This is a genomic window from Pseudoduganella namucuonensis, assembly GCF_900116645.1.
Lineage (GTDB): Bacteria > Pseudomonadota > Gammaproteobacteria > Burkholderiales > Burkholderiaceae_D > Rugamonas > Rugamonas namucuonensis.
Map to the genome: position 1 here is coordinate 103990 of NZ_FPBO01000001.1, position 26775 is coordinate 130764.

Genomic DNA, 26775 nt, shown 5'->3' on the forward strand with positions numbered 1-26775 from the left:
GCCTCAGTCGCAGCGGTCGGCGGCGTGGTGGCGGCCGGCGATGGTGGCGAAGTACAGGTCCTCCAAGTCGCCGATGGCCTCCTCGAAGCCGTCGCCCGGGTCGTCGTCGCTGTAGACGTGGATCAGGGTGCGGCCCGACAGCAGCCGGGTGGAGATCACCGCGTGGCGGGTCTGGAACTGTTGCAGGTCCTTCTTGTCGACGAAGCGCGCCCAGATCTTGCAGCTGACGTCGTCGATCAGTTCCTGCGTGCGGCCGGTCAACAGCAGGTGGCCCTTGTTGATGATGGCCATGTTGGCGCACAGGTCGGCCACGTCGCTGACGATGTGGGTGGACAGGATGACGGTGCGGTCGTCGCCGATGTCCGACAGCAGGTTGTGGAAGCGCACCCGCTCCTGCGGGTCCAGGCCGGCGGTGGGCTCGTCGACGATGATCAGTTTCGGGTCGCCCAGCAGCGCCTGGGCGATGCCGAAGCGCTGGCGCATGCCGCCGGAGAAGGTGCCCAGTTTCTGGTGGCGCACGTCGAACAGGTTGGTTTGTTGCAAGAGGCCGTCCACCACCTCGCGCCGGCGGCCGCGGCCGGACAGGCCTTTGAGCACGGCGAAATGGTCCAGCATCTCGTAGGCGGTGACCTTGGGATAGACGCCGAAGTCCTGCGGCAGGTAGCCCAGCAGGCGGCGGATCTCGTCCTTTTCGTCCAGCACATCCAGTTCGCCCAGGAACACCGAGCCGGAGTCGCATTCCTGCAGGGTCGCCAGCGTCCGCATCAAGGTCGACTTGCCGGCGCCGTTGGGGCCGAGCAGGCCGAACATCCCGGCCGGGATCGTGAGCGAAATATTGTCCAGCGCCACCACCCCGTTGGCGTAAGTCTTGGACAAATTGCGGATGCGTAACTCCATGCTAACTCCTGTCATGTCCCGCCGCGCGGCGGCGGGACTACCACTTTACGATGTTGGCATTGTATTGAATTTGCGACACACCGGTTGCTTCATTGCGACAGTCGGCGCAATCCTGCGCCCAGATTGCGCCATGTCGGGATGGGGCGCGGCGGTTTAGTTGCGGAACAGGACTTTTTCGCGTTTGAACCACCAGCTGCACAGGGCGAGCAGGGCGCCGGCGGTGAGCGTGGTCGATAGCAGGATGACGGCGAACATGTTGTAGTTCATCGTGCCTTTGACCAGCTCCTTCATGGCCAGCGCCACGTTGGTCAGCGGCACCATCGCCCACATCCAGTTCAGCTCGACACCCGGCAGCAGCGCCGCCATCACCGGCAGCAGCGTCAGTATCATCAGCGGCGAGATCAGGCCGGCGGCCTCCTTGTAGCTCTTGGCGTAGATCGACAGCGACAGCAGGATGGAGGCGAAGATGGCGGCCGAGGGCGCCAGCATCAGCGCCACCATGGCCAGTTCGCCGGCGCCTATCGATTGCATCATCTCCGTCAGGCCGGACATGCCGGACTGCGCGCTCGACCGGGCCGAGGCGCTGCCGGCCGCGAACAGCAGCGCGCTCATGCTGCCCACCATCAGCAGCGACGAGGTCATGCCGACCGTGAACAGCACCAGGAACTTGGCCAGCACGATGGACCCGCGCGGCACCGGGGCCAGCAGCAGGGTCTCCAGCGTGCCGCGCTCCTTCTCGCCGGCGCCCAGGTCGATGGCGGGATACATGGCCGCCATCAGGCAGCCCATCAGCAGCAGGTAGGGCAGCATGCCGCCCACCACGGCGCCCAGCCGCTCGCGCTTGCCGGCCGTGGAGCGCTCCTCCAGCTTGATGGGGTTGAGCGCGAAGCTGAGCTGCTGCTGGCTCAGCCCCAGCGCGGACAGGGCGCGCTCGCGCTGCGCCACGTTCTCCTCCTCCAGCACCGCCTGCACCCGCTTGCGGATCACGTCGACCGTCACCGCGTTGTTGTAGTGCAGCTCGACGGCGGCCTGCCGCTGGCCGTCCAGCCGCTGCTGGAAGCCGTCCGGGATCACCAGCGCGAACTTGATCACTTCCTTGTCGATGGCGGCCCGGATCGCCGCCCGGTCCGGCAGCGCGACTTCGCGGAAGCCGCGGTCCGCGGCGAACAGCGCGGCGACCTCGGGCGCGTGCTGCTTGCCGAACACGGCGTAGGGCAGCTCGGCGCGGTGCGCCTTGTCGAACATGCTCGACGAGAAATAGCCGAAGGCGGTCACGATGGCCGGCACGGCGAAGATGGGGATCAGGATGGTGAAGATGAAGGTCTTGCGGTCGCGCACCAGTTCCAGCATCTCCTTCAGGTAGATGGTCCACATGGCTTAGCGCTCCCGCGCGGTTTCGCGCTGGTTGATGACGCCGACGAAGGCGTCGTACAGGTCGGCGCTACCGCCCAGGTGGCGCAACTGCTCCAGCGTGCCGTGGAACGCCGTCTTGCCGCGGTTGATGACGCACACCCGGTCGCACAGCTTTTCCACCTCGTGCAGGTGGTGGGTGGAGAAGATCAGCGGGATGCGCAGCGCCTTGTAGCTGGCGATGAAGTCCAGCAGGATCTTGGCCGACATCACGTCCAGCCCGGTGGTGGGCTCGTCCAGGATGACCAGCCGCGGCTCGTGCACGACGGTGCGGGCGATCGCGCACTTCTGTTTCATGCCGGTGGACAGCTGGTCGGCGCGCTTGTTGCCGTAGTCCTGCATCTGCAGCAGCTCGAACAGCTCGTCGCAGCGGCGCTTCAGGTAGGGCGCGCTCATGCCGTGCAGGCGGCCGAAGTACTCGACGTTCTCGCGCGCGGTCAGGCGGCCGTACAGGCCGGTGGAGCCGGACAGGAAGCCGATCCGCTGGCGCGCGGCCAGCGGGTCTTGCAGCAGGTCCACGCCGTCCACCCAGGCGCTGCCGGCGTCGGCCTTCAGGGCGGTGGACAGCAGGCGCAGGGTGGTGGTCTTGCCGGCGCCGTTCGGGCCCAGCAGGCCCAGCACCTCGCCCGGCGCGCAGCTGAACTCGACGTTGCGCACCGCGTGGAACCAGCCGTCGTGGTCGCGCGGGTCGCGCGCGCCGGCCTTGTCTTTTTGCGCAGGCAGCGCAAAACGCTTGGCCAGGCCGCGAACTTCGAGCATCGCTTGTCCCTTTGTAATCGTGTGCGCTAGGTTAGCACGCCAAAATTCTCGTGTGCAAGATACAAAACCCGTTTTGTCTTGCTATAGTCGTGCCACGATGGGATCACGCTTGGCTATGGACGACAACACGCAGCAAAAAATACTGGCCGTCACGCGCTGCGGCCTGACGGTGCCGGAGGCGACCGGCTTCTTCCGGGTCGCGCTGGGCCTGCATTACCTGGCCGGCCTGATGACCAAGGAGACGCTGGACTTCAAGAAGCTGGACAAGGAATACAACCGCTTCATCTACCGCTCCATCGGCAAGGGCCACAGCATCACCAGCATCCTGCAATACATGAGCGGGGAAAAGGTCATCAAGGTGATCGACTCGCCGCGCTTCCTGCGCGCCTTCGCCGAGTACTGCGACGAGGTCGCGGTGGACAGCATCCCCTTCCTGCTGGGGCTGAACCTGGGCGTGGCGAAGGACTTGTCCGGCATCGACGTGCGCGGCCCGGTGGCGGACTGGATCGAGCGCCAGCGCGTGCTGCGGGAAGAGCAAGAGGAGCGGCGGGCGGCGGGCGAAGGCCTATAATGATGTCTTTAGAACCTGCCGGGCACGACATCATGGACGCCAACCGCCACCACCACCCCCTGGACCGATTCATCGCCAGCGCCGACAAGGCGCTGCGCGTGGTTGCCGGTGTCGCCTCGGCCTCGCGGCCGAACCCGGCGGCGCACACGGACGACGCGGTGCTGAGCGAATCGGAGCAGCGCCACGCGGCCGGCCTGATGCGCGTGAACCATGTGGGCGAGGTGATGGCTCAGGCGCTGTACAACTCGCAGGCGCGCTTCGCCAGGAGCGACGAGATCCGCGCGCAGTTCGAACTGGCCTCGCGCGAGGAGGAGGACCACCTGGCGTGGACCGCGCAGCGGCTGCACGAGCTGGGCTCGCAGCCCAGCGTGCTCAATCCCCTGTTCTACGCGGGCGCCTACGCGCTGGGCACGGTCGCGGCCGTGATGGGCGACGCGCGCAGCCTGGGATTCGTGGTGGAAACGGAGCGCCAGGTGGAGGCCCACCTGGCCAGCCACCTGGACAAGCTGCCGCCGCAGGACGCCAAGTCGCGCGCCATCGTCGAGCAGATGAAGTCGGACGAGGTGGCGCACGGCGAGAAGGCGCGCGAACTGGGCGCCGAGGAGGCGCCGCTGCCGGCCAGGATGGCGATGACGGCCATGGGCAAGCTCATGACCAGCACCGCCTACTACATCTGAATCAGCCCTCGACGATCTCGTAGGAGTGCGTGATCTCGGCCGTCTTGGCCAGCATGATGGACGCCGAGCAATACTTGTCGTGCGACAGCGAAACGGCGCGCTCCACCGTGGTCTGCTTCAGGTTCTTGCCGGTGACGGTGAAATGGAAGTGGATCTTGGTGAACACCTTCGGATCGGTGTCCGCGCGCTCGGCCTTCAGCGTCACGTCGCAGCCGCGCACGTCCTCGCGGCCCCGCTTCAGGATCAGCACCACGTCATAGGCGGTGCAGCCGCCCGTGCCCAGCAACACCATTTCCATCGGCCGCGGCGCCAGGTTGTGGCCGCCGCCCTCGGGCGCGCCATCCATGTTGACCAAGTGGCCGGAGCCGGTCTGGGCCAAAAAACTCATCCCGGATGGGCCGTTCCAGCTGACTTTGCATTCCATTTTCCATCTCCGTAAGAAAAAACTTTCCCGTATTGTAATGGAGCGCCGCGGCCCGTGCCGAGGCCCCGCCGAATGCTTGCAATAGCGCAATGCAGCAATCCCGGGACTGTGCTTGTTGTGTCCGCGCACCACTGTCGCTACTAGCGGTATCCCGCCATTCGCCTTGCTGAATGGAAGTCAATGGGGAAGGGCGCGAATCGCGCACGGATTTCCACGCCATGGGATGTGACTACTGGTGGCAATCCACTCCGGTGCGGCGCAATAACCTTGTTGCTGACGTGCAAACAATCTCGCATACTTGACTGGATACGCCCCACGTCCGTCCCTTTCAATCCCGTAGGAGTAACCGATGACGCAACTTACCCTGGACGACAACAGCTTCACGCACCTGTGCCATTACGGTGAACTTGTCCTGCCCGGCATGACCAAGAGCGGCCAGACGCCGGACGATTTCACGATGAACTCGCCGGTCGGCGTCGCGCGCGACAACTACAACCACGTGTGGGTCTGCGATACCGGCAACAGCCGCGTGCTGGTCTTCACGGCGGACTTCGAGACGCTGCTGCACGTGATCGACGGCAAGCCCGACGGTAGCGGCCTGGACAAGCGCCTGCTGATGCCTTTCCACCTGTGCCCGCATCCGACCGAAGACATCATGTACTGCACCGACATGGGCAACGGCCGCGTGGTGGCCTTCGCGTACGACGAGCACAGCGCCGAGTTCCAGTTCGCCTTCGGCGACAAGGCGGGCAAGAACTTCCTGCCGCTGTCCGATCCGAACGGCATCACCATCGTGCGCGAGGCCGGCGGCGGGCACTTCATCTACGTGGCCGACGAGTTCTTCCACACCGAGGGCGACAACCGCAGCCGCTGCGTGAAGTTCACGCTGGACGGCGAGTTCGTGCTGCAGTTCCGCGCCGTGAAGGACCTGGACAGCACCCACAGCCTGTTGTGGCCGCAGGGCCTGGCCAGCGACTCGAAGGGCAACCTCTACCTGGCCAACACCGGCTATTACGAGATCCTGAAGATCGACACCGCGTGGCCGGTCAAGGACGACACCATCATCGCCCCCAAGGAAACCTCGCTGCTGCACAGCTTCGGCAACCCCACCGGCATCGGCAAGTTCAACGTCATGCGCTCGGTGTGCGTGATCGACGATTACGTGTTCGTGCCGGGCCAGGTGGAGAACGCCATCATGGTCTACAACCCCGAGGGCAAGCTGCAGGAAAAAGTGATGGGCATGCTGCCGATCTGGAACCACGAGCCCGAGCCCGTGCATTCCTATTCCGACCTGATCTACGGCGCGCTGGAGGACCGCGTGTTCGTCGGCCCCTACCAGATCTGCGCCGGCAAGGAAAAGAACACCTATTACATCAGCGAGCCCTTCGCCTCGACGGTGCTGCACGTGAGCATCAACATCATCGACGACGACTTGCCGACCATGGCCGTGCTGCTGGACTCGGTCGGCCACCGCCGCGACAACTCGTCCAAGGCGCTGGCCACCTCGCAGTTCAACTGCATGACGTCGGTGATCCGGGTCGACCCCAACCGCAAGGGCGGCAAGGGCGTGCTGCCGAACAAGAACTGGCTGGACGGCTGGGCCAAGACCACGGCCAGCGTCTACCAGTACTGGTACAACAAGGTCATCACGCACACCGGCTACGACCCGCTGGCGCATGTCGGCACCTCCTCGTACAACATCGACTCCGGCAACTGGTGCCTGAAGACCTTCAACACCGCCGTCAATCCCTACGCCCAGCTGCAGGACATGGTGCGCGGCTTCTTCACGCCCGGCGACATCGCGATGACGGCCTACTATCCGTCGCAGCCGCTGCTGGGCCAGATCTGCCCCGGCACGCCGCTGATCTTCATCACCAACTTCAACATGTGCACGGTGTCCATGTACCAGTACGGCCCCAACGGCCACCTGCTGAACTACGGCATCCCCTTCGGCCGCGAGGGCCTGGGCGGGGAGGGGACGCTGAAGGCGCCGCAGGGCATCGCCGTCAACAGCCACGGCGAGATCTACATCGCCGATTCGCTCAACAACCGCGTGTCGATGTGGCAGCTGCAGGCCACCGGCATCGTTGCCTTCGTCAAGAACTTCGTGTGGGAACAGGACGGCAAGCCGCTGGCCTCGTTCACGCCCTGCGACATGGATGTCGATTCCCAGGACCGGCTGTTCGTGTGCGACCAGTTCAACAACTGCATCCGCGTGTTCGACCGCGAGGGCAAGAGCCTGTGGTCCTATGGCAAGGAAGGCTATTGCGACGACCTGGACAAGGATTACGAGAATTTCTACCTGCCGGCCAGCCTGTGCATCGACGAGAGCGACAACCTGATCGTCAACGACCTGGTCAACCGCGCGCTGAAGGTGTTCAAGATCAAGGACGACGGCCTGGACTACGTGACCGGCGACCTGGTGTTCAAGAAATACCCGGAGGCGGGCGGGGTGTGGATGCCGTTCTTCATCTACGCGCACAACCGGCACGTGTACGTGCCGGACACCACGTTCAATGTGGTGAACGTCTACAACTATTGACCTGTGAGGGAAGCCGGGCTATAATCGCCGGCTTTCCATTCGCTCAGGAAAAGTAAACAACAAGGCTGCGTCCGCTGCAACACCGGGGCGGAACCACCAGATGAGCGTTTTTATCTTTCACAGAAAGTCATAACATGAAAACTTTTTCCGCTAAGGGCCATGAAGTCCAGCGCGATTGGTTCGTGATTGACGCGACGGACAAAGTCCTCGGCCGTGTTGCCAGCGAAGTGGCACGCCGACTGCGCGGCAAACACAAGCCAGAGTTCACCCCTCACGTCGACACCGGTGACTTCATCGTCATCGTCAACGCAGGCAAGCTGCGCGTCACGGGCACCAAGGCAACCGAGAAGACCTACTACCGTCACTCCGGCTACCCAGGTGGCATCTACGAGACCAACTTCCTGAAAATGCAACAGCGCTTCCCGGGCCGCGCCCTGGAAAAAGCCGTCAAAGGCATGCTGCCAAAAGGCCCGCTGGGCTACGCAATGATCAAGAAGCTGAAAGTGTACGCAGAGGGTTCGCACCCGCACGCTGCCCAGCAACCTAAAGCACTCGAAATCTAAGGAACTGACATGATCGGTAACTACAACTACGGCACCGGCCGTCGCAAGAGTGCAGTGGCTCGCGTGTTCATCAAGGCAGGCTCCGGCCAAATCATCGTCAACGGCAAACCAGCCGCTGAGTACTTCTCCCGCGAAACCGGCCTGATGGTGATCCGTCAGCCGCTGGAACTGACCGGCAACGTTGAGCGCTTCGACATCAAGGTCAACGTGCACGGCGGCGGCGAGTCCGGCCAGGCAGGCGCCGTTCGTCACGGCATCACCCGCGCCCTGATCGACTACGACGCGGCACTGAAGGGCGACCTGGCGCGTGCCGGCTTCGTCACTCGCGACGCGCGTGAAGTTGAACGTAAAAAAGTCGGTCTGCGCAAAGCACGTCGCGCAAAGCAATTCTCGAAGCGTTAATTCTGCTTCCACAGCATGTGCCACGGCACATGCTGCCGAAAAAGCCGCCCGCTACGCCGGGCGGTTTTTTTTCAGCCCTGCTAAAATACACTCCCTTTTTACCCACATCCCAAGGAAAGAACATGATCAAAGTTGGCATCGTCGGCGGCACCGGCTACACCGGAGTTGAACTGCTGCGATTGTTGGCAGTCCATCCCCAGGTGCAGCTGACGGCTATCACGTCGCGCAAGGAGGATGGTTTGCCTGTGGCCGACATGTATCCTTCCCTGCGCGGCCGCGTGAACCTGGCGTTCTCGGCCCCGGACAAGGTCGACCTGACCCAGTGCGACGTGGTGTTCTTCGCCACCCCGCACGGCGTGGCCATGGAGCAGGCGCCCGCGCTGCTGAAGGCGGGCGTGAAGGTGATCGACCTGGCGGCGGACTTCCGCATCAAGGACCAGGCGGTCTTCGAGAAGACCTACAAGATTCCCCACACCGCGCCGCAGCTGATCGAGGAGGCCGTCTACGGCCTGCCGGAGCTGAACCGCGACGACATCAAGGCGGCCAAGCTGATCGCCAACCCGGGCTGCTACCCGACCACCATGCAGCTGGGCTTCGTGCCGCTGCTGAAGGCGGGCGTGGTCGACGCCGGCAACCTGATCGCCGACTGCAAGTCGGGCGTGTCCGGCGCCGGCCGCAAGGCCGAGATCGGCATCCTGTTCTCCGAGTCCAGCGACAACTTCAAGGCCTACGGCGTGTCCGGCCATCGCCACACGCCGGAAACCGTGGCCCAGCTGCAGCGTTTCACCAGCGACAAGGTCGGCCTGATCTTCTCGCCGCACCTGGTGCCGATGATCCGCGGCATGCATTCCACCTTGTACGCGCGCCTGACCAAGGAGATCAGCAACGAGGAATTGCAGGCCCTGTTCGTGGACGCCTACAAGGACCAGCCCTTCGTCGACGTGATGCCGTTCGGCTCGCATCCGGAAACCCGCAGCACGCGCGGCGCCAACATGCTGCGCCTGGCGCTGCACCGTCCGGACAACGGCGACACCGTGGTCGTGCTGGTGGTGCAGGACAACCTGGTCAAGGGCGCGTCCGGCCAGGCCGTGCAGTGCATGAACCTGATGTTCGGCCTGGAAGAGGGCTTGGGCCTGAACAATATCGCGCTGCTGCCGTAAGCGGCCGTGAAAGAGGGCAAGTGGCGCGGCGGCGGTGGCGCCGAGTCCACCACGGTATTGCAGGAGCAGAAAGCGCCGCTGCTGGCCCGCGTGGCCGGCATCGCGGTGGTGCTGGTGCTGGCCGGCGTGCTCGTCGTGTGGGGCGTGGACCTGGGACGGCGGCTGTTCGGCGCCAGCCAGGGCGTGACCCCGTCCAGCCTGCAGCAGCGGCTGGACGAGGCGCGGATCGAGATCGCCACGCTCAAGGCCGAGCGCGACGCGCTGCTGGCGGCCGCGAAAGCGGCGCCGGAGGGCGGGGCTGCAGCGGCCGCCGCTGCCTCCGCGCCGGTGGCGGGAGGCGACCTCGCCGCGGCGCGCCTGGAAAACGGCAAACTGGCGGCCGACCTGGCCCTGGCCGAAAAGGCGCTGCCGCTGGTGCCCGCCGGTGGCGGGCTGGTGATCCAGGGCTTGCAGGCCCGCATGGCGACGCCTCGGCTGCTGCACTACACCATCCTGCTGGGTTACGGCCCGAAAAAGGGCGGCCCGGCGCGCTTCGCCGGCCGGCTCACCGTCGCGGTGACGATCAGCAAGGACGGCAAGCGATCGGTGATGGAATTTCCGGTTGAAAAAGATGCCGCCCGCTACGATATAACAGTCCAGCGCAATCAGCGGCTGGACGGCACGCTGGAGCTGCCGGAGGGCGCGGCGGCCAGCGCCATCGAGATCAGCATCGCCGCCAAGGGCAAAGTTGTTGCAAAGCAGGCCGGCGCGGTGCTGGAACATCAGCCCTGAGAGCATGAGTCCGGACTAAGGACTATAATGGGCGCATGAATTTTAAGGAGTACCACATGAACGCAGTAGCCAACGCAGTAGCAGAAGCCGAAGACGTGATCCCGTCGCCCATCGTATTCACCGACAGCGCCGCCGAGAAGGTCGCCCAGCTGATCGAGGAGGAAGGCAATCCAGACCTGAAACTGCGCGTGTTCGTGCAGGGTGGCGGTTGTTCGGGCTTCCAGTACGGTTTCACGTTCGATGAAATCGTCAACGAGGACGACACCACCATGGAAAAGAACGGCGTGCAACTGCTGATCGACTCCATGAGCTACCAGTACCTGATCGGCGCCGAGATCGATTACAAGGACGACCTCGAAGGCGCCCAGTTCGTGATCAAGAACCCGAACGCCACCTCGACCTGCGGCTGCGGTTCGTCGTTCTCCGCCTAAACCGGCTCAGCGAGGGTAGAGCGCGCCCAATACGCGCTCGCCCTTCGCCCCCGTCACGGCCGGCAGGTTGCCCGCCAGGCGTTCGTTGAAACGGAACGCCAGCCACGCGAACGCCAGCGCCTCCACGCGATTCGGCGCCACACCCAGCGCATCGGTCGTTTCCAGTTTGACAGCATCCCCCAATTCGCGCGCCAGCGCGCGCATCAGCACGCCATTGCAGGCGCCGCCTCCGCACACATAAACCGCGTCCGCGCGCGGCGCGTGCTGCTTGATGGCGCGCGCCAGCGAGACGGCGGTCAGCTCGGTCAGCGTGGCTTGCACATCGCGCGGCGCCGCGGCCGGGAGCCGCGCCAGTTGCGCGTCCAGCCACGCGGGATGGAACAGGTCGCGGCCCGTGCTCTTCGGCGCGGGCAGGGCGAAATAGGGCTCGGCCAGCAGCGACGCGAGCAGCGCGGGGATCACGGCGCCGGTCGCGGCCCAGGCCCCGTCGGCGTCGTAGGGCCGGCCCTGGTGGCGGCCTATCCACGCGTCCATCAACACATTGCCGGGACCGGTGTCGAAACCGGTGGTCGTGCCGTCGGCGTGCAGCGCGCTGATGTTGGCGATGCCGCCGATGTTGGCCACCACGCGCGTCCTGCCCTCCTGGCCGAACAGATCGCGATGGAAGGCCGGCACCAGCGGCGCGCCCTGGCCGCCGGCCGCCACGTCGCGGCTGCGGAAGTCCGCGACCACGTCGATGCCGCACAGCTCGGCCAGCAGGGCGGGGTTGTTGGTCTGGCGCGTGAAACCGAGCTCGGGGCGGTGGCGTATGGTCTGGCCATGCACGCCCACGGCGCGCACATCGGCCGCCTTCATCTCCGTCTGCGCCAGGGTCGCCGCCACGCACTGCGCGTAAAGCCCGGCCAGCCGGTTGGCCGCCAGCGCCTCGCGTTCCAATTCGTTGTCGCCGGCCGACTGCAGCGCCATCAGCTCGGCGCGCAGATCGTCGGGAAAGGGCGTGTAAGCCGCCGCCATGGTGCGGGCCGCGCCGCCCCAGAAATCCACCAGCACGCCATCCACGCCATCCAGGCTGGTGCCGGACATCAGGCCGATATACAGGCTCATAAAGCGCTCGCAAGAGTAAGTTGTACCGTATTGTGCCGCACTCCCTTCCGCAAAGCAAAAAGGGGTCAGGTTGAATATTCCCAAATGGGAATATTCAACCTGACCCCTTTTTGCTTTGGCGAAAAAAACGGCGCCGTGGGACGGGCGCCGCTTTTGTGCCGCCGGGCCGCGCTTACTTGGCGGCCAGGTTGCCGCTGTTGGCGTTGGTGGGGCGCAGCAGCGCGAAGCGGTGCAGCATGTCGCCGGAGACTTGCTTGAAGCGGGTCAGCTCGGCCGCCGTCAGCGGCGCCTGCGCTTGCACGTTCAGCTTGGCCGGGTCCTTGGCTTCGCCGCCGACACGGAATTCGTAGTGCAGGTGGGCGCCGGTGGACCAGCCGGTGGAGCCGACATAGCCGATCACGTCGCCCTGGCTGACCTTGCTGCCCTTTTTCACGCCGGGCGCGAAACGGCTCATGTGGGCGTAGGCGGTGGTGTAGTTGTTCCAGTGCTTCAGCACCACCAGGTTACCGTAGCCGCCTTGCGTGCCGGCGAAGTCCACCACGCCGTCGCCCGAGGCGCGGATCGGGGTGCCGGTCGCGGCCGCGAAGTCGATGCCCTTGTGCGCTTTCCAGTTGCCCGAGATCGGGTGCACGCGCATCGAGAAGCCGGACGAGATGCGGGAGAATTCGAGCGGGGATTTCAGGAACGCTTTTTTCAGGGACTTGCCGTCGAAGCTGTAGTAGCCGCCGCCCTGGCCGGTCTGCGGGTCTTCGAACCAGACGGACTGGTAGGTCACGCCGCGGTTGGTGAACTCGCCCGCCAGGATGCGGCCGGCGCGCACGAACTCGCCGTCTTGCCAGAAGGTCTCGTACACCACGTTGAAATGGTCGCCGCGCTTCAGGTCGGAACGGAAGTCGATATTGGTCGAGAACATCTCGACGATCTGCTTGACCACGGTGTCGGGCAGTTTGGCGCCGTCGTTGCTGGCGTCGGTGGCGGCGAACAGCGTGGAATTGATGGTGCGCGCGTGCATTTCAACGCGGCGCTCCAGTTTCGCGGCCACTTCCGTCGCCTCGAAGGAATCGCCCTTGCGGGTGATCGAGATGTTCTTGACCGGGATGTCCTTGCCGTCCACCACGGTGGCGCGCAGCCACACCAGGTTGCCGTTCTCGTCGGTTTGCGCCTGCACCCGCTTGCCGGTCTTCAGCTGCATCACGCCCTTGGCGACCTTGTCCTTCTTGATGAAGGTCTCGGCCGCGTCGTCTTCCACGCCGAGACGGTTCATCAGCGTGGCCAGCGTGTCGCCGGCGCGGATGCGCTCTTCGTGTACGTACTGCTCGGTGGATTCTTGCTGCTGCAGAGCGTTGATCTGCTCGGAGATGTTGGGGAGTTCCAGGTTTTGGGCAACCGATGTGACCGGCAGATCCGCGGCGTCTGGCGCGAGCGGAGCCACGCCGGCCGCACCAAAAGCGCACACCGCCAGGAACAGCGCGGACGCACTCATGATACGCGCCTTGCGCGTCGAACCTAGCAGATTGTACAGGCGCGAGCCTGTGAATTTGTTTGTATGGTTCATGCAATCAGTTAAAATTTGCCGCTTGAACTATTCCGGAACTTGATATTTTTCTAGTTGTTATACTGTTTCGTTTTCGCGCGGCAAGATTGATGGGATCGCGAATTATATCAAACTATCGGACACCTCCTACATTTTCACGAGAATTCGTATCACCCATATGGATAACACAAGCAGCTCCGCCAAGAAGGCCCCCACCCCAGCACTGCCGCTGACCGACAGCGTTCAGGAAGCCCTGGCCATCACCAAGCGCGGTGTCGACGAACTCCTGATTGAAAGCGAATTCGCGCAAAAGCTGGCGCGTTCCGAGCAGAGCGGCGTGCCGCTGCGCATCAAGCTGGGCCTGGACCCGACCGCGCCCGACCTGCACCTGGGCCACACCGTCGTGCTCAACAAGATGCGCCAGTTGCAGAACCTGGGCCACCAGGTGATCTTCCTGATCGGCGACTTCACGTCGATGATCGGCGACCCCTCCGGCCGCAACGCCACCCGTCCGCCGCTGACCCGCGAGCAGATCGAGGCCAACGCCGCCACCTATTTCAAGCAGGCCTCGCTGGTGCTCGACCCGGCGAAGACCGAAATCCGCTACAACTCCGAGTGGTGCGACCCGCTCGGCGCCCGCGGCATGATCCAGCTGGCGTCCCGCTACACGGTGGCGCGCATGATGGAACGCGACGACTTCACCAAGCGCTTCAAGAGTGGGACACCGATATCGGTCCACGAGTTCCTTTATCCGCTGATGCAGGGCTACGATTCCGTCGCCCTGAAGGCCGACCTCGAGCTGGGCGGCACCGACCAGAAGTTCAACCTGCTGGTCGGCCGCGAGCTGCAGAAGGACTGGGACCAGGAGCCCCAGTGCATTTTGACCATGCCGCTGCTGGAAGGTTTGGACGGCGTGGAAAAAATGTCCAAGTCGAAGAACAACTACATCGGCATCACCGAGCCGGGCAACACCATGTTCGCCAAGCTGATGAGCATCTCGGACGTGATGATGTGGCGCTACTTCGAGCTGCTGTCGTGGAAGTCCATCGACGAGGTCGCCGCGCTGAAGCGCGCCGTGGAGGAGGGCGCCAACCCGCGCGACGCCAAGGTGGCGCTGGCGCAGGAGATCGTCGAGCGCTTCCACGACCGCCAGGCGGCCGAGGACGCGCTGACCGATTTCGTCAACCGCTCCAAGGGCGGCATCCCGGACGACGTGCCGGAAGTGGCGCTCTCCGGCGCGCCGGCCGGCATCGCCCACCTGCTCAAGCAGGCCAAGCTGTGCGCCTCGACCTCCGAGGCCATGCGCATGGTGGACCAGGGCGGCGTGCGCCTGGACGGCGCGGTCGTCAGCGACAAGGCGCTGAAGATCGAGGCGGGCACTTTCGTGCTGCAAGTGGGCAAGCGCAAGTTCGCGCGCGTGACCTTGACGGCATGATAGGCTTGCTGCAACGCGTGAGCGGCGCCAGCGTGGTGGTCGATGGCGAGCGCGTCGGCGCCATCGACGCCGGCCTGATGGTGCTGGTCTGCGCCGAGCGCGGCGACACCGAGCGCGAGGCGGACGCGCTGCTGAACAAGCTGCTGGGCTACCGCGTGTTCGCCGACGACGCGGGCAAGATGAACCGCAGCGTGACGGACGTGGCCGGCGGCCTGCTGCTGGTGCCGCAGTTCACGCTGGCGGCGGACACTAATTCCGGCACGCGGCCCTCGTTCACGCCGGCCGCCAGCCCGGCCGACGGCCAGCGCCTGTTCGAGCATTTCGTGCGTCAGGCGCGCGGCCGGCACGCGGTCGTGGAGACCGGGCGTTTCGGCGCGGACATGAAGGTGACGCTGACCAACGACGGTCCGGTGACCTTCTGGCTGCAAGTGCCGCCTAAAGTCGCCTAAATAAAAATACGCTGGGAGATGTCGATGAAACTGTGGAGCGATTCCTTCAAGGATGGCGGCGCGATACCCGCCGAGTTCGCGTTCGCCGAGCCGGACGCCGCCAGCCGCGTCCGGCTGGCGCCCAACCGCAATCCCCATCTGGCCTGGAACGACGTGCCCAACGGCACCGCGTCCCTGCTGCTGCTGTGCATAGACGGCGACGCGCCCAGCGTGGGCACCGACGTCAACCAGGAGGGCAAGTCGCTGCCGGTGGAGCTGCCCCGCGCCGACTTCTATCACTGGACGCTGGCCGACATTCCGTCCAGCCTGTCGTCCATCGCCGCCGGGCAACTGGCGGACGGCGTGGTGGCCAAGGGCAAGCCCGGGCCGGAGGCCGCGCTGGTCGTGCGCGACGGCATCGAGCACCCGCTGCGCCAGGGCGTGAACGACTACACCGGCTGGTTCGCCGGCGACGCCGCCATGGCCGGCGACTATTTCGGCTACGACGGCCCCTGCCCGCCATGGAACGACCTGCGCTTGCACCATTACGTTTTCCGGCTGTACGCGCTGGACGTGCCGCGCCTGCCGCTGGAGGGGCGTTTCACCGGTCCCGAGGCGCTGGAGGCGATCCGCGGCCACATCCTGGACGAAGCACAAATCATCGGCGCCTACAGTTTGAATCCGTCGGCCCGCACTTAGGACCACATGAGCACCACCATCTTATTAATACGCCATGGCGAAACGGCGTGGAACGCCGTGCGCCGGCTGCAGGGCCACATCGACATTCCACTGAATGAAGAGGGACAACGCCAGGCCGAGGCGCTGGCGCGCGCGCTCGCCGCCGAACCGCTGGCCGCCATCGTCGCCAGCGACCTGCGGCGCGCGCTGCAGACGGCGCAGGCCGTCGCCGTCCACCACCCCCACGCCGTGCAGCAGGACAGCGCGCTGCGCGAGCGCTGCTACGGCGTGTTCGAGGGCATGATGTACGCGGACATCGAAACGGTCTATCCGGCCGAGTTCGCCGCCTGGCAGGCGCGCGACGTCGATGCCGTGATGCCGCCCGGCGAGCGGGTGGCGGAAAGCTTCCTCCAGTTCTACCGGCGCAGCATGGACGGCATCGCCGCCTGGGCCGAGCGCCATCCGGGCCAGACCATCGCCATCGTCGCCCACGGTGGCGTGCTGGAATGCGCCTACCGCGCCGCCACCGGCATGACCCTGGACAGCCCGCGCGACTTCCAGGTCAAGAACGCCAGCATCAACCGTTTCAGCTACGCCGGCGGCAAGCTGGCGCTGCGGAGCTGGGGCGAGGTCGCCCACCTCGAACTCGCCGTCCTGGACGACATCATCTAGCCCAAGCAGATTGAGCCCCATCTGGTGACTCGGCGTCCCCGCCTGCCCCCCAATGGGGCTCAGTCTGCTTTGCCGCCGCACGCCCGTGCGGAACTTTTCGCTGGGGAAACAGCCGTTAGAACCCCTTACATGGCACAAGCATGGGTTTAATATCAAATAGTGCTTATTATTTGAGCAGTCCTTCGGTTAGAATAGACGGTTTCCCCGTTGAGAATCAGGTTTAGCCAGTGCAAATCGGTCCGCATTTACTCCGTAACAACGTCTTCGTCGCGCCCATGGCGGGTGTCACGGACAGGCCGTTCCGCCAGCTTTGCAAGGAGCTGGGGGCCGGCTACGCCGTGTCGGAGATGGCCGCGTCGAACCCGCGGCTGTGGGCCAGCGAGAAGAGTTCGCGCCGTATCGACCACGCGGGCGAAATGGAACCGAAGGCCGTGCAGATCGCCGGCGCCGACCCGCAGGAGCTGGCCGATTGCGCCAAGTTCAACGTGGACAAGGGCGCGCAGATCATCGACATCAACATGGGCTGCCCGGTCAAGAAGGTGTGCAACAAGTGGTGCGGCTCGGCCCTGCTGCCGCACGAGGACTTGGTGGAACGCATCGTCAACGCCGTGGTCCAAGCCGTGGACGTGCCGGTCACCTTGAAATTCCGCACCGGCTGGGACCGCCAGAACAAGAACGCGCTGCGCATCGCCCGCATCGCCGAGCGGGCCGGCATCCAGATGCTGACCCTGCACGGCCGCACCCGGGCCGACGGCTACACCGGCGACGCGGAATACGACACCATCGCCGCCGTCAAGGCATCCGTCGCGATTCCCGTGGTGGCCAACGGCGACATCACCACGCCGGAGAAGGCGCGCCATGTGCTGGACAAGACCGGCGCGGACGCCATCATGATCGGCCGCGCGGCCCAGGGCCGGCCGTGGATCTTCCGCGAGATCGACCATTTCCTGCGCACCGGCCAGCATTTGCCGGCACCCATGGTGGCCGAGGTGCGCCACCTGATGGACGAGCACCTGCGGGCCCACTACGCCTTTTACGGCGAGTCGCTGGGCGTGCGCACGGCGCGCAAGCACATCGGCTGGTACGTGCGCGACCTCGAGGGCGGCGAGGAATTCCGCCAGCGAATGAACCGGCTCGAGTCGACCGGCGAGCAGTTGCTCGCGGTGAATCAATTTTTTGAATCGCAACTGAAGTATGGCGAACGGTTACAATACCGCCTCGCCGAAGAAAAGCTGGCCGCCTGACCGGTGGCCGCGTGGCAGATACCTTAGCAAGAAGACATAAAAATGAGCAAAGAAAGCATCCAGGAAGTCGTCCAGAAAAGCCTCGAAGATTACTTCAACGACCTGGGCGAACAGCAAGCTTCGAACATTTACGACATGGTCGTGCTGACCGTGGAAAAGCCTATTCTCGAAGTCGTCATGACGCGCGCCGACGGCAACCAGTCGCACGCCGCCCAGATGCTGGGCATCAACCGCAATACTTTGCGGAAAAAATTGCAGGAACACGGCCTGCTGTAAGGGCCCCGCTGACGTCCCGGCACGCGAGTGGCTGTGACTGGCCATGGTTGCCGGAGTCTGTCGCCATCATTAGATAGATACTCTTCAACAACCTAGCCACAGCCATGATCAAACAAGCTCTCATCTCCGTCTCCGATAAAACCGGCGTACTGGACTTTGCCCGCGCCCTGTCCGCCATGGGCGTCAATATCCTGTCCACCGGCGGCACCGCCAAACTGCTCGCCGACAACGGCGTGCCGGTGACCGAGGTGGCCGACTACACCGGTTTCCCGGAGATGCTGGACGGCCGCGTGAAGACGCTGCACCCGAAAGTGCACGGCGGCATCCTGGCCCGCCGCGACTTCCCCGAGCACATGGCCAAGCTGGAAGAGCACGGCATCCCGACCATCGACATGGTGGTGGTGAACCTGTACCCGTTCCAGGCGACGGTCGCCAAGGACAGCTGCACGCTGGACGACGCCATCGAGAACATCGACATCGGCGGCCCGGCCATGCTGCGCTCGTCGGCCAAGAACCACAAGGACGTGGTGGTGATCTGCGACCCGGCCGACTACGGCCAGGTGCTGGCCGAGATGAAGACCACGGACAACGCGCCGGGCTACGTCTCCTACGAGACCCGCTTCATGCTGGCCAAGAAGGTGTACGCGCACACCGCGCAGTACGACGGCGCCATCGCCAACTACCTGTCCAGCCTGGGCCCGGACCGTTCGCACGCCAACCGCGCCGCCTACCCGCAAACGTTGAACGCGCACTTTGAAAAAGTGCAGGACATGCGCTACGGCGAAAACCCGCACCAGAGCGCCGCGTTCTACCGCGACCTGGCGCCGGTGGCCGGCGCGCTGGCGAACTACCGCCAGCTGCAGGGCAAGGAACTGTCGTACAACAACATCGCCGACGCCGACGCGGCCTGGGAATGCGTGAAATCGATGGGCGGCTTCGACCAGAGCGCCGCTTGCGTGATCGTCAAGCACGCCAATCCGTGCGGCGTGGCGCTGGGCGCCAACGCGGCCGACGCCTACAAGCGCGCGCTGCAGACCGACCCGACCTCGGCCTTCGGCGGCATCATCGCCTTCAACGTGGAAGTGGACGGCGCCGCCGCCACCGAATTGGCCAAGCTGTTCGTGGAAGTGCTGATCGCCCCTGTGTTCACCGCCGAGGCCAAGCAGATCCTGTCGGCCAAGCAGAACGTGCGCCTGCTGGAAATCCCGCTGGGCGACGCTGTCAACTCAATGGACTTCAAGCGCGTGGGCGGCGGCCTGCTGGTGCAGTCGGCCGATGCCAAGAACGTGCTGGTCGGCGACCTGAAGGTGGTCACCAAACTGCAGCCCACCCAGCAGCAATTGCAGGACCTGATGTTCGCGTGGCGCGTGGCCAAGTACGTGAAGTCCAACGCCATCGTCTTCTGCGGCAACAACATGACCCTGGGCGTGGGCGCCGGCCAGATGAGCCGCATCGACTCCGCGCGCATCGCCTCGATCAAGGCGCAAAACGCCGGCCTGACGCTGACCGGTTCGGTGGTGGCGTCGGACGCGTTCTTCCCGTTCCGCGACGGCCTGGACGTGGTGGTGGACGCGGGCGCGACCTGCGTGATCCAGCCGGGCGGCTCCATGCGCGACCAGGAAGTGATCGACGCCGCCGACGAGCGCGGCGTGGTGATGCTGTACACCGGCACCCGCCACTTCCGCCACTAAAAGTAAAAAAGGGGTCAGGTTCGGTTTTTTTTAAAAACCGAACCTGACCCCATTTTATTTCGCCCGCGCTTGCGGGCGTTTTCTTTACTGCATACAATTCGACGATGATTATTCTCGGCATCGACCCTGGCTTGCGCACGACCGGCTTTGGCGTCATCCACAAGCAGGGCGCGAAGCTGCGCTATATCGCGTCCGGGACGATCAAGAGCGGGGAGGGCGATCTGCCGGCCCGCCTGAAGGTCATCCTGGACGGCGTCAGCCAGATCGCCGCCACCTACCAGCCGGACTGCTCGGCCATCGAAAAAGTCTTCGTCAACGTCAATCCGCAATCGACCCTGCTGCTGGGCCAGGCGCGCGGCGCGGCCATTTGCGCGCTGGTCAGCAACGGCCTGTCCGTGGCCGAGTACTCGCCCACCCAGCTCAAGCAGGCCGTGGTCGGCACCGGCAAGGCCGCCAAGGCGCAGGTGCAGGACATGGTGGCGCGCCTGCTGGCGCTGCCCGGCCTGCCGGGCTCGGACGCGGCCGACGCGCTCGGCGTGGCCATCTGCCATGCCCACAGCCACGACGCGCTGGCGCTGATCAGCCTGGCGGGCGCCGGCACGGGTAGTCCGCTTGCCGGCCTGCGCATGCGCCGCGGCCGCCTGGTCGGCTAAACTCTCTCTTCCTCATTTATCCAAGGTATTCCATGATCGGACGTCTCTCCGGCATCCTGCTTGAAAAAAATCCGCCGCAACTGCTGGTCGACGTCCAGGGCGTGGGCTACGAGGTCGACGTGCCCATGAGCACCTTCTACAACCTGCCCGGCGTGGGCGAGAAGGTGGTGCTGTTCACCCACCAGGCCATCCGCGAGGACGCGCACCTGCTGTTCGGCTTCGGCAACGCCGAGGAGCGCGCCGTGTTCCGCCAGCTGATCAAGATCACCGGCGTGGGCGCGCGCACCGCGCTGTCCATCCTGTCCGGCATGTCGATCGCGGACCTGGCGCAGGCCGTCACGCTGCAGGAATCGGGCCGCCTGGTGAAGGTGCCGGGCATCGGCAAGAAGACCGCCGAGCGCCTGCTGCTGGAGCTCAAGGGCAAGCTGGGCGCGGACATCGGCGCCGGCGGCGTGCACGCCGTGCCGGACGCGCAGACCGACATCCTGAACGCGCTGCTGGCTTTGGGGTATTCTGACAAGGAGGCGCTGCTGGCGCTGAAGAAGGTTCCGGCCGGTTCCGGCGTCTCGGACGGCATCAAGCTGGCATTGAAGGCGCTGTCCAAAGGCTAAGCGGCCGCAACCCAAGGCAAGGGCCGGGGTCAGACCCAACGGGTCTGACCCCAGAAGTCGCTCTTGGTTGGTTTTTTAACCGAATCGGGTAGTCCATGAGCATCCAGACCGACAATTTCACGGAGCAGCGCATCATCGACTCCGCCCCCTCATCCCCGAACGAGGAGGCGATCGAACGCGCGCTGCGCCCCAAGCACCTCGATGAATATGTCGGGCAGTCCAAGATCCGCGACCAGCTGGAGATCTTCATCTCGGCCGCGCGCAAGCGCAAGGAGGCGCTGGACCACACGCTGCTGTTCGGCCCCCCGGGCCTGGGCAAGACGACGCTCGCCAACATCATCGCGCGCGAGATGGGCGTGAACATGCGCCAGACCTCCGGCCCGGTGCTGGAACGCCCCGGCGACCTGGCCGCGATCCTGACCAACCTGGAAGCGAACGACGTGCTGTTCATCGACGAGATCCACCGCCTGTCGCCGGTGGTCGAGGAGATCCTGTACCCGGCGCTGGAGGACTACCAGATCGACATCATGATCGGCGAGGGCCCGGCGGCGCGTTCCGTGAAGCTGGACCTGCAACCGTTCACGCTGGTGGGCGCCACCACGCGCGCCGGCATGCTGACCAACCCGCTGCGCGACCGCTTCGGCATCGTCGCGCGGCTGGAGTTCTACACGGTGCCCGAGCTGACCAAGATCGTCACGCGCAGCGCGGCGCTGCTGAAGGCCAACATCGCGCCCGAGGGCGCGGCCGAGATCGCGCGCCGCGCGCGCGGCACGCCGCGCATCGCCAACCGCCTGCTGCGCCGCGTGCGCGACTACGCCGAGGTCAAGGGCGACGGCGACATCACGCAGGACGTGGCCGCCGCCGCCCTGGTGATGCTGGACGTGGACACGGTCGGTTTCGACGTGATGGACCGCAAGCTGCTGGAGGCCGTGCTGTACAAGTTCGGCGGCGGACCGGTCGGCATCGGCAACCTGGCCGCCGCCATCGGCGAGGCGGCCGACACCATCGAGGACGTGCTGGAGCCCTACCTGATCCAGCAAGGCTATCTGCAGCGCACGCCGCGCGGCCGCGTGGCCACGCCGGCCGCCTACCGGCATTTCGGCGTCACGCCGCCGCGCACCAATCCAACCGGAGACCTGTGGGATGTTTGAATTCAAGCGAGGCGCCATCGCCAGCCTGGCGCTGGCCGCCCTCACCGCCGCGGCGCAGGCCGCCGTGCCGGTCTACGGCTACACCGTCAAGCGGTCCTTCCCGCACGACGCGCAGGCCTTCACGCAGGGTCTGTACTACCAGAACGGCTACCTGTACGAGAGCACCGGCCAGAACGGCTACTCGTCGCTGCGGCGGGTGGAACTGGAAAGCGGCAAGGTGCTGCAGAAGAAGGCCATCCCGGCGCAGTATTTCGGCGAAGGCATCTCGCCGGTCGGCAACGAGATCGTGGCGCTGACGTGGACCAGCCAGACCGGCTTCGTGTTCGACGCCAGCACCTTCGAACTGAAGCGCACCTTCAATTATCCCGGCGAGGGCTGGGCGCTGGCGACGGACGGCGAGCGCCTGTACATGAGCGACGGCACCGCCTACATCCGCGTGCTGGACCCGAAAACGCTGGCTCCCACGCGCCGCATCCGCGTGACGGCGGACGGCGAGCCGGTCACGCGGCTCAACGAACTGGAATGGGTGGAGGGCGAGATCTACGCCAACATCTGGCAGACCGACCGCATCGCCCGCATCGACCCGTTCAGCGGGCGCGTGGTCGGCTGGATCGACCTGGGCGGCCTGGCCGCGTCGGCCAACATCGCGCCCGGCGGCGACAATGTATTGAACGGCATCGCCTACGACAGCGCCAAGCGGCGCCTGTTCGTCACCGGCAAGATGTGGCCCAAGCTGTTCGAAATCGAATTGAAGCGCAAGTGACCATGCAAATCTGGGTAGACGCGGACGCCTGTCCCGCCGTGATCAAGGACATCCTGTACCGGGTGGCCGAACGGACCGAAATCCAGGTCACCCTGGTGGCCAACCAGCTGATGCGGGTGCCGGGCTCGCGCTTCATCCGCTCGGTGCAAGTGCCCTCCGGCGCCGACGTGGCGGACCAGGAAATCGTGCGCCTGCTGGAGCCGGGCGACCTGGTCGTCACCGGCGACATCCCGCTGGCGTCGGACGTGCTGAAGAAGGGCGGCCTGGCGCTGAACCCGCGCGGCGAGTTCTACACGGCCGACAACATCGCGCAGATGCTGACCATGCGCGCCTTCATGGAGGAGCTGCGCAGCGGCGGCGTCGACACCGGCGGCCCGCCGCCGTTCAACCAGGCCGACCGCCAGAACTTCGCCAACCAGCTGGACCGCCACCTGGCGCGCGTGCGCGCGTCCCGCCAGCGTCCCTGACGGCCGCCGGGCACTGTCTCCCTCCGCGGGACAGCTGCAACAGCTGTTCCACCCCGCACTGTTCCGTTTTGACACAAGCTTGTCGCATGCAAGAGGCCGGGGCCGCCCGTCGGCCCGGCGCGGCCACCCGGCATGGATGTTGCGTAGTTGATTGTGAACGTTCCAGGGACACCGTCCCCGGACTTTCGCTAAAACTAACCCAAGGAGACTGTCATGCAATGGAGCAAACCCGAGTTCATCGATTTCCGTTTTGGTTTTGAAATCACGCTGTACGTGTTCAACCGCTAAGCGCAGGCGGCCGCCGCGCATAGCGGCGGCCCCATACGGGCCACCATCATGAAAATCATCGTACTGGGTTCCGCGGCGGGCGGCGGCTACCCGCAATGGAACTGCAACTGCCACAACTGCGACGGCCTGCGCAAAGGGACCATCCGCAGCCGCGCCCGCACCCAATCGTCGATCGCGATATCCGCCAACGGCAGCGACTGGCTGCTGGTCAACGCCTCGCCCGACATCCTGACCCAGATCCGCGCCACGCCCGCGCTGCAACCGGCCCGCGCCGCGCGCGACAGCGGCATCGCCGCCGTGCTGCTGATGGACGCCCAGGTCGACCATGTCACCGGCCTGATGATGCTGCGCGAGGGCAAGCGCATTCCCTTGTACTGCAGCGCGGCCGTGCGGCAAGACCTGCGGCACGGCTTCCCGCTGGCCCGGGTGCTGTCGCACTACTGCGGCGTGCAGTGGAACGAGTTGCCGGTGGACGGCGGCGACCACGCCTCCTTCTTCGTGCCGCAACTGGACGGCATTCGCTTCACGGCCGTGCCGCTGGACAGCAAGGCGCCGCCGTATTCCCCGCACCGCGACCGCCCCGTGGCGGGCGACAACATCGGCCTGCTGGCGCACGACCTGATCACCGGCAAGAAGCTGTTCTACGCGCCCGGCCTGGGCGGCATCGCGCCCATGACGGCGGCCGCCATGCGCGAGGCCGACTGCCTGCTGGTGGACGGCACCTTCTGGACCGAGGACGAGATGATCGCCCAGGGCTTTTCCAGCAAGCCCGCCGCCGCCATGGGGCATCTGCCGCAATCCGGCGCGGGCGGCATGATCGAGGCGCTGGACGGCATGCCGGCCAGCCGCAAAGTCCTCATCCACATCAACAACACCAATCCCATACTCGACGAGGACTCGCCGCAGCACGCAACGCTGCGGCGGCACGGCATCGAGGTGGCGTATGACGGCATGGAGATTTTGCTATGAACATGATGTCGCGGGCGGAGATCGGCTGCCAGCCACGCTGGGACAAGGCCACGTTCCAGGCGCAGCTGCTGGCCAAGGAAGAGCACTATCACATCCACCATCCCTTCAACGTGCGGATGCAGGAGGGCGTCTTGACGCCGGAGCAGATACGCGGCTGGGTCGCCAACCGCTTCTATTACCAGATACGCATCCCGCAAAAGGACGCCGCCATCCTGGCCAACTGCCCGGACCGCGAGACGCGCCGCCGCTGGCTGCTGCGCATCCTGGACCACGACGGCTGCGACGGCAACGCCGGCGGCATCGAGGCCTGGACCCGCCTGGGCGAGGCGGTGGGCATTCCGCGCGCCGAACTATGGTCGCTGCGGCACGTGCTGCCCGGCGTGCGCTTCGCGGTGGACGGCTACGTCAACTTCGCGCGCCAGGCCTCGTGGCAGGAGGGCGTGTGCTCGTCGCTGACGGAGATGTTCGCGCCGAGGATCCACAAGGACAGGCTGGCGAGCTGGCCGACCAACTATCCGTGGATAGACCCGGAGGGCCTGCACTACTTCCGCAGCCGCATCTCGCTGGCCGAGCGCGACGTGGAGCACGGCCTGCAGGTCACCCTGGCGCACTTCGTCACCCGCGAGCAGCAGGAGAGGGCGCTGGGCATATTGCAGTTCAAGCTGGACGTGCTGTGGTCGATGATGGACGCGATCGAGCGCGCGTACGGCTAGTCAACCGAGTGAGGCCAAACATGGAAACGATGATCGGACACCCCAGGCTTTCGCGCCTGTTCCGCATGCAGTGGGAAGAGGCGCAGGGCGCCTACGTGCTGCTGTACCCGGAGGGCATGGTGAGGCTGAACGGCAGCGCCGCCGAGATCCTGAAGCGCTGCGACGGCCGCAGCGCCGTGCCCGAGATCGTGGCGCAGCTGGAGCGGGCCTTCAACGCGCAGGGGCTGGAGGCGGACGTGCAAGCCTTCGTGGCCGACGCGCGGCAGCGGGGCTGGCTTGTCTGACGCCGCCATCCAGCAGGTCAGCGAGGCGCCCGTGGCGCCGCCCATGTGGTTGCTGGCCGAGCTCACCTACCGCTGCCCGCTGCACTGCGTGTTCTGCTACAACCCGGTGGACTACATCGCCAACCGCAAAGAGCTGGGCACCGAACAGTGGCTGGACGTGCTGCGCCAGGGCCGCAAGCTGGGCGCCGCGCAGCTGGGCTTCTCCGGCGGCGAACCGCTGCTGCGCGACGACCTGGAGGACCTGGTGGCCGAGGGCCGCCGGCTAGGCTACTACACGAACTTGATCACGTCCGGCATCGGCCTCACGGAGGAACGGCTGCGCAGGCTGGCCGACGCGGGGCTGGACCATATCCAACTGTCGTTCCAGGATTCGACCAGGGAGATGAACGACTTCCTGAGCAGCACCCGCACCTACGAATTGAAGTCGCGCGTGGCGAAGCTGATCAAGCAATTCGATTACCCGATGGTGCTGAACGTGGTGCTGCACCGCTACAACCTCGACCACGTGGAGCGCATCATCGAGATGGCGCTGGCGATGGGCGCGGAATACCTGGAGCTGGCCAACACGCAGTACTACGGCTGGGGCCTGGTCAACCGCGCGCAGCTGATGCCGACGCGAGAGCAGTTGCGCAAGGCGGAGGCGGTGGTGGAGGCCTGCCGCGAACGGATAGGCAACCGCATGCGCATCCTGTTCGTGGTGCCGGACTATTTCGAGGGGCGTCCCAAGGCTTGCATGAATGGCTGGGGCTCGGTGTTCCTGGCGGTGGCGGCGGACGGCGCCGCGCTGCCCTGCCACGCGGCGCGCGCCATCCCCGGCATGGTGTTCCCGGACGTGACGAAGGAGAGCTTGCGCGACATCTGGTACGACAGCGACGCCTTCAACAAATTCCGCGGCGACGCGTGGATGAAGGAGCCGTGCCGCGGCTGCGAGGACAAGCACAAGGACTTCGGCGGCTGCCGCTGCCAGGCGCTGGCGCTGACGGGGGACGCCGCCAACACGGACCCGGTGTGCTCCAAATCGCCGCGGCACGGGGAGCTGCAGCGCATCGTGGTGCAGGCGCACAAGGCGCAGGCGGCCGACGTGCTGAAGCCGCTGGTGTTCCGCAGCGACGCGAATTCACGGCTGCTGTCGGGGATGTAGCCTCAGGCATGTAGCAATAGAGCCGTCCCCGTCATCCCCGCGTAGGCGGGGACGACGCGGTGTCGC

Annotated in this window: 31 protein-coding genes; 25 read left to right on the forward strand and 6 right to left on the reverse strand. The window is 65.5% G+C overall.

Annotated features, from left to right (window positions below; genetic code table 11):
• Positions 1-3 precede the first annotated feature (3 nt).
• From BM436_RS00395 to BM436_RS00405, 3 genes are all read right to left on the reverse strand, one after another.
• Positions 4-897 (reverse strand): ABC transporter ATP-binding protein, encoded by an 894-nt coding sequence (locus BM436_RS00395; protein ID WP_093552301.1) that lies wholly within the window; start codon positions 895-897, stop codon positions 4-6.
• Positions 898-1050: 153 nt separating this feature from the next.
• A complete protein-coding gene (locus BM436_RS00400; protein ID WP_093552303.1) occupies positions 1051-2271 on the reverse strand; it encodes an ABC transporter permease in 1221 nt (406 codons plus the stop codon).
• A gap of 3 nt (positions 2272-2274) precedes the next feature.
• A complete protein-coding gene (locus BM436_RS00405) occupies positions 2275-3066 on the reverse strand; it encodes an ABC transporter ATP-binding protein (RefSeq protein WP_093552305.1) in 792 nt (263 codons plus the stop codon).
• Positions 3067-3181: 115 nt separating this feature from the next.
• On the opposite strand from BM436_RS00405, the gene BM436_RS00410 reads away from it, so the two are divergent.
• Together BM436_RS00410 and coq7 are read left to right on the forward strand one after the other, a co-directional pair.
• Positions 3182-3637, forward strand: coding sequence for a hypothetical protein (locus BM436_RS00410; RefSeq protein WP_093552307.1), 456 nt, complete (start codon positions 3182-3184; stop codon positions 3635-3637).
• A gap of 32 nt (positions 3638-3669) precedes the next feature.
• Positions 3670-4314 carry a 2-polyprenyl-3-methyl-6-methoxy-1,4-benzoquinone monooxygenase gene (gene coq7, locus BM436_RS00415; RefSeq protein ID WP_093552309.1) on the forward strand — a complete coding sequence of 215 codons (645 nt, stop codon included), beginning with the start codon at positions 3670-3672 and terminating at the stop codon, positions 4312-4314.
• A gap of 1 nt (position 4315) precedes the next feature.
• Here coq7 and BM436_RS00420 read toward each other — a convergent pair whose 3' ends face one another.
• Positions 4316-4738 (reverse strand): OsmC family protein, encoded by a 423-nt coding sequence (locus BM436_RS00420; RefSeq protein ID WP_093552311.1) that lies wholly within the window; start codon positions 4736-4738, stop codon positions 4316-4318.
• A 349-nt stretch (positions 4739-5087) separates the two neighbouring features.
• Between BM436_RS00420 and BM436_RS00425 the strand changes: the two genes are divergently transcribed.
• The 6 genes from BM436_RS00425 to erpA all read left to right on the forward strand — a co-directional run bounded on the left by BM436_RS00425 (position 5088) and on the right by erpA (position 10607).
• On the forward strand, positions 5088-7280 hold the full coding sequence (locus BM436_RS00425; RefSeq protein ID WP_093552313.1) for an NHL repeat-containing protein: 2193 nt from the start codon (positions 5088-5090) through the stop codon (positions 7278-7280).
• A gap of 134 nt (positions 7281-7414) precedes the next feature.
• Positions 7415-7843 carry a 50S ribosomal protein L13 gene (gene rplM / locus BM436_RS00430; protein WP_093552315.1) on the forward strand — a complete coding sequence of 143 codons (429 nt, stop codon included), beginning with the start codon at positions 7415-7417 and terminating at the stop codon, positions 7841-7843.
• 9 nt (positions 7844-7852) lie between these two features.
• Positions 7853-8245 carry a 30S ribosomal protein S9 gene (rpsI, locus tag BM436_RS00435; protein WP_093552318.1) on the forward strand — a complete coding sequence of 131 codons (393 nt, stop codon included), beginning with the start codon at positions 7853-7855 and terminating at the stop codon, positions 8243-8245.
• 122 nt (positions 8246-8367) lie between these two features.
• On the forward strand, positions 8368-9405 hold the full coding sequence (gene argC, locus BM436_RS00440; RefSeq protein ID WP_093552321.1) for an N-acetyl-gamma-glutamyl-phosphate reductase: 1038 nt from the start codon (positions 8368-8370) through the stop codon (positions 9403-9405).
• Between the two features lie 6 nt (positions 9406-9411).
• The gene (locus BM436_RS00445; protein ID WP_093552324.1) at positions 9412-10176 is read left to right on the forward strand and encodes a hypothetical protein; all 765 of its coding nucleotides are present in this window, start codon (positions 9412-9414) and stop codon (positions 10174-10176) included.
• Positions 10177-10232: 56 nt separating this feature from the next.
• The gene (gene erpA, locus BM436_RS00450) at positions 10233-10607 is read left to right on the forward strand and encodes an iron-sulfur cluster insertion protein ErpA (RefSeq protein ID WP_093552326.1); all 375 of its coding nucleotides are present in this window, start codon (positions 10233-10235) and stop codon (positions 10605-10607) included.
• 6 nt (positions 10608-10613) lie between these two features.
• Here erpA and BM436_RS00455 read toward each other — a convergent pair whose 3' ends face one another.
• Both BM436_RS00455 and BM436_RS00460 read right to left on the reverse strand, forming a co-directional pair.
• Entirely contained in the window at positions 10614-11711 is a 1098-nt protein-coding gene (locus BM436_RS00455) for an anhydro-N-acetylmuramic acid kinase (protein WP_093552329.1), read from the reverse strand.
• A 172-nt stretch (positions 11712-11883) separates the two neighbouring features.
• The gene (locus BM436_RS00460; RefSeq protein WP_093552334.1) at positions 11884-13266 is read right to left on the reverse strand and encodes a M23 family metallopeptidase; all 1383 of its coding nucleotides are present in this window, start codon (positions 13264-13266) and stop codon (positions 11884-11886) included.
• 157 nt (positions 13267-13423) lie between these two features.
• Here BM436_RS00460 and tyrS point away from each other — a divergent pair, with 157 nt between their 5' ends.
• The 17 genes from tyrS (at position 13424) to pqqE (ending at position 26709) form a co-directional block, all read left to right on the forward strand.
• The gene (gene tyrS, locus BM436_RS00465) at positions 13424-14680 is read left to right on the forward strand and encodes a tyrosine--tRNA ligase (RefSeq protein WP_093552336.1); all 1257 of its coding nucleotides are present in this window, start codon (positions 13424-13426) and stop codon (positions 14678-14680) included.
• Positions 14677-15129, forward strand: coding sequence for a D-aminoacyl-tRNA deacylase (gene dtd, locus BM436_RS00470; RefSeq protein ID WP_093552338.1), 453 nt, complete (start codon positions 14677-14679; stop codon positions 15127-15129). Before tyrS ends, dtd begins: the two co-directional genes overlap by 4 nt.
• Positions 15130-15153: 24 nt before the next feature.
• Complete coding sequence (locus tag BM436_RS00475; RefSeq protein WP_093552960.1) at positions 15154-15807, forward strand: YbhB/YbcL family Raf kinase inhibitor-like protein; 654 nt, start codon at positions 15154-15156, stop codon at positions 15805-15807.
• Between the two features lie 6 nt (positions 15808-15813).
• The gene (locus BM436_RS00480) at positions 15814-16458 is read left to right on the forward strand and encodes a histidine phosphatase family protein (protein ID WP_093552340.1); all 645 of its coding nucleotides are present in this window, start codon (positions 15814-15816) and stop codon (positions 16456-16458) included.
• A 227-nt stretch (positions 16459-16685) separates the two neighbouring features.
• A complete protein-coding gene (gene dusB / locus BM436_RS00485) occupies positions 16686-17702 on the forward strand; it encodes a tRNA dihydrouridine synthase DusB (RefSeq protein ID WP_093552343.1) in 1017 nt (338 codons plus the stop codon).
• A 42-nt stretch (positions 17703-17744) separates the two neighbouring features.
• Positions 17745-17978, forward strand: a complete 234-nt coding sequence (locus BM436_RS00490; RefSeq protein WP_008445162.1) for a helix-turn-helix domain-containing protein — start codon at positions 17745-17747, stop codon at positions 17976-17978.
• Positions 17979-18082: 104 nt separating this feature from the next.
• Positions 18083-19669 carry a bifunctional phosphoribosylaminoimidazolecarboxamide formyltransferase/IMP cyclohydrolase gene (gene purH, locus BM436_RS00495; RefSeq protein WP_093552345.1) on the forward strand — a complete coding sequence of 529 codons (1587 nt, stop codon included), beginning with the start codon at positions 18083-18085 and terminating at the stop codon, positions 19667-19669.
• A 104-nt stretch (positions 19670-19773) separates the two neighbouring features.
• A complete protein-coding gene (gene ruvC / locus BM436_RS00500) occupies positions 19774-20322 on the forward strand; it encodes a crossover junction endodeoxyribonuclease RuvC (RefSeq protein ID WP_093552347.1) in 549 nt (182 codons plus the stop codon).
• 32 nt (positions 20323-20354) lie between these two features.
• Positions 20355-20933, forward strand: a complete 579-nt coding sequence (ruvA, locus tag BM436_RS00505) for a Holliday junction branch migration protein RuvA (RefSeq protein ID WP_093552349.1) — start codon at positions 20355-20357, stop codon at positions 20931-20933.
• Positions 20934-21028: 95 nt separating this feature from the next.
• Positions 21029-22084, forward strand: a complete 1056-nt coding sequence (gene ruvB, locus BM436_RS00510; RefSeq protein ID WP_093552351.1) for a Holliday junction branch migration DNA helicase RuvB — start codon at positions 21029-21031, stop codon at positions 22082-22084.
• On the forward strand, positions 22077-22847 hold the full coding sequence (locus BM436_RS00515) for a glutaminyl-peptide cyclotransferase (protein WP_093552353.1): 771 nt from the start codon (positions 22077-22079) through the stop codon (positions 22845-22847). The genes ruvB and BM436_RS00515 overlap by 8 nt, the downstream gene beginning before the upstream one ends.
• 2 nt (positions 22848-22849) lie before the next feature.
• A complete protein-coding gene (locus tag BM436_RS00520) occupies positions 22850-23314 on the forward strand; it encodes a YaiI/YqxD family protein (protein WP_093552355.1) in 465 nt (154 codons plus the stop codon).
• Between the two features lie 213 nt (positions 23315-23527).
• Positions 23528-23602, forward strand: a complete 75-nt coding sequence (gene pqqA, locus BM436_RS38645; RefSeq protein WP_093552962.1) for a pyrroloquinoline quinone precursor peptide PqqA — start codon at positions 23528-23530, stop codon at positions 23600-23602.
• Between the two features lie 45 nt (positions 23603-23647).
• Positions 23648-24571 (forward strand): pyrroloquinoline quinone biosynthesis protein PqqB, encoded by a 924-nt coding sequence (gene pqqB / locus BM436_RS00530; RefSeq protein ID WP_177306882.1) that lies wholly within the window; start codon positions 23648-23650, stop codon positions 24569-24571.
• Positions 24568-25284 carry a pyrroloquinoline-quinone synthase PqqC gene (gene pqqC / locus BM436_RS00535; protein WP_503826271.1) on the forward strand — a complete coding sequence of 239 codons (717 nt, stop codon included), beginning with the start codon at positions 24568-24570 and terminating at the stop codon, positions 25282-25284. Before pqqB ends, pqqC begins: the two co-directional genes overlap by 4 nt.
• Positions 25285-25304: 20 nt before the next feature.
• Positions 25305-25568: a pyrroloquinoline quinone biosynthesis peptide chaperone PqqD gene (gene pqqD / locus BM436_RS00540; protein WP_093552359.1), complete on the forward strand. Its 264-nt coding sequence runs from the start codon at positions 25305-25307 to the stop codon at positions 25566-25568.
• A gap of 43 nt (positions 25569-25611) precedes the next feature.
• A complete protein-coding gene (gene pqqE, locus BM436_RS00545; RefSeq protein ID WP_093552966.1) occupies positions 25612-26709 on the forward strand; it encodes a pyrroloquinoline quinone biosynthesis protein PqqE in 1098 nt (365 codons plus the stop codon).
• The last annotated feature ends 66 nt before the right edge of the window (positions 26710-26775 follow it).

What these genes read in the sequence shown, in the direction of transcription:
- rpsI (WP_093552318.1), top strand. Translation starts at nt 7,853, where the DNA reads ATGATCGGTAACTACAACTACGGCACCGGCCGTCGCAAGAGTGCAGTG.
- pqqE (WP_093552966.1), top strand. Translation starts at nt 25,612, where the DNA reads ATGTGGTTGCTGGCCGAGCTCACCTACCGCTGCCCGCTGCACTGCGTG.
- BM436_RS00480 (WP_093552340.1), top strand. Translation starts at nt 15,814, where the DNA reads ATGAGCACCACCATCTTATTAATACGCCATGGCGAAACGGCGTGGAAC.
- BM436_RS00395 (WP_093552301.1), bottom strand. Translation starts at nt 897, where the DNA reads ATGGAGTTACGCATCCGCAATTTGTCCAAGACTTACGCCAACGGGGTG.
- ruvA (WP_093552349.1), top strand. Translation starts at nt 20,355, where the DNA reads ATGATCGGACGTCTCTCCGGCATCCTGCTTGAAAAAAATCCGCCGCAA.
- pqqD (WP_093552359.1), top strand. Translation starts at nt 25,305, where the DNA reads ATGGAAACGATGATCGGACACCCCAGGCTTTCGCGCCTGTTCCGCATG.
- BM436_RS00520 (WP_093552355.1), top strand. Translation starts at nt 22,850, where the DNA reads ATGCAAATCTGGGTAGACGCGGACGCCTGTCCCGCCGTGATCAAGGAC.
- pqqC (WP_503826271.1), top strand. Translation starts at nt 24,568, where the DNA reads ATGAACATGATGTCGCGGGCGGAGATCGGCTGCCAGCCACGCTGGGAC.
- purH (WP_093552345.1), top strand. Translation starts at nt 18,083, where the DNA reads ATGATCAAACAAGCTCTCATCTCCGTCTCCGATAAAACCGGCGTACTG.
- BM436_RS00405 (WP_093552305.1), bottom strand. Translation starts at nt 3,066, where the DNA reads ATGCTCGAAGTTCGCGGCCTGGCCAAGCGTTTTGCGCTGCCTGCGCAA.
- dtd (WP_093552338.1), top strand. Translation starts at nt 14,677, where the DNA reads ATGATAGGCTTGCTGCAACGCGTGAGCGGCGCCAGCGTGGTGGTCGAT.
- BM436_RS00410 (WP_093552307.1), top strand. Translation starts at nt 3,182, where the DNA reads ATGGACGACAACACGCAGCAAAAAATACTGGCCGTCACGCGCTGCGGC.
- BM436_RS00420 (WP_093552311.1), bottom strand. Translation starts at nt 4,738, where the DNA reads ATGGAATGCAAAGTCAGCTGGAACGGCCCATCCGGGATGAGTTTTTTG.
- ruvB (WP_093552351.1), top strand. Translation starts at nt 21,029, where the DNA reads ATGAGCATCCAGACCGACAATTTCACGGAGCAGCGCATCATCGACTCC.
- coq7 (WP_093552309.1), top strand. Translation starts at nt 3,670, where the DNA reads ATGGACGCCAACCGCCACCACCACCCCCTGGACCGATTCATCGCCAGC.
- rplM (WP_093552315.1), top strand. Translation starts at nt 7,415, where the DNA reads ATGAAAACTTTTTCCGCTAAGGGCCATGAAGTCCAGCGCGATTGGTTC.
- tyrS (WP_093552336.1), top strand. Translation starts at nt 13,424, where the DNA reads ATGGATAACACAAGCAGCTCCGCCAAGAAGGCCCCCACCCCAGCACTG.
- ruvC (WP_093552347.1), top strand. Translation starts at nt 19,774, where the DNA reads ATGATTATTCTCGGCATCGACCCTGGCTTGCGCACGACCGGCTTTGGC.
- argC (WP_093552321.1), top strand. Translation starts at nt 8,368, where the DNA reads ATGATCAAAGTTGGCATCGTCGGCGGCACCGGCTACACCGGAGTTGAA.
- BM436_RS00460 (WP_093552334.1), bottom strand. Translation starts at nt 13,266, where the DNA reads ATGAACCATACAAACAAATTCACAGGCTCGCGCCTGTACAATCTGCTA.
- erpA (WP_093552326.1), top strand. Translation starts at nt 10,233, where the DNA reads ATGAACGCAGTAGCCAACGCAGTAGCAGAAGCCGAAGACGTGATCCCG.
- BM436_RS00400 (WP_093552303.1), bottom strand. Translation starts at nt 2,271, where the DNA reads ATGTGGACCATCTACCTGAAGGAGATGCTGGAACTGGTGCGCGACCGC.
- BM436_RS00425 (WP_093552313.1), top strand. Translation starts at nt 5,088, where the DNA reads ATGACGCAACTTACCCTGGACGACAACAGCTTCACGCACCTGTGCCAT.
- BM436_RS00515 (WP_093552353.1), top strand. Translation starts at nt 22,077, where the DNA reads ATGTTTGAATTCAAGCGAGGCGCCATCGCCAGCCTGGCGCTGGCCGCC.
- BM436_RS00475 (WP_093552960.1), top strand. Translation starts at nt 15,154, where the DNA reads ATGAAACTGTGGAGCGATTCCTTCAAGGATGGCGGCGCGATACCCGCC.
- BM436_RS00455 (WP_093552329.1), bottom strand. Translation starts at nt 11,711, where the DNA reads ATGAGCCTGTATATCGGCCTGATGTCCGGCACCAGCCTGGATGGCGTG.
- BM436_RS00490 (WP_008445162.1), top strand. Translation starts at nt 17,745, where the DNA reads ATGAGCAAAGAAAGCATCCAGGAAGTCGTCCAGAAAAGCCTCGAAGAT.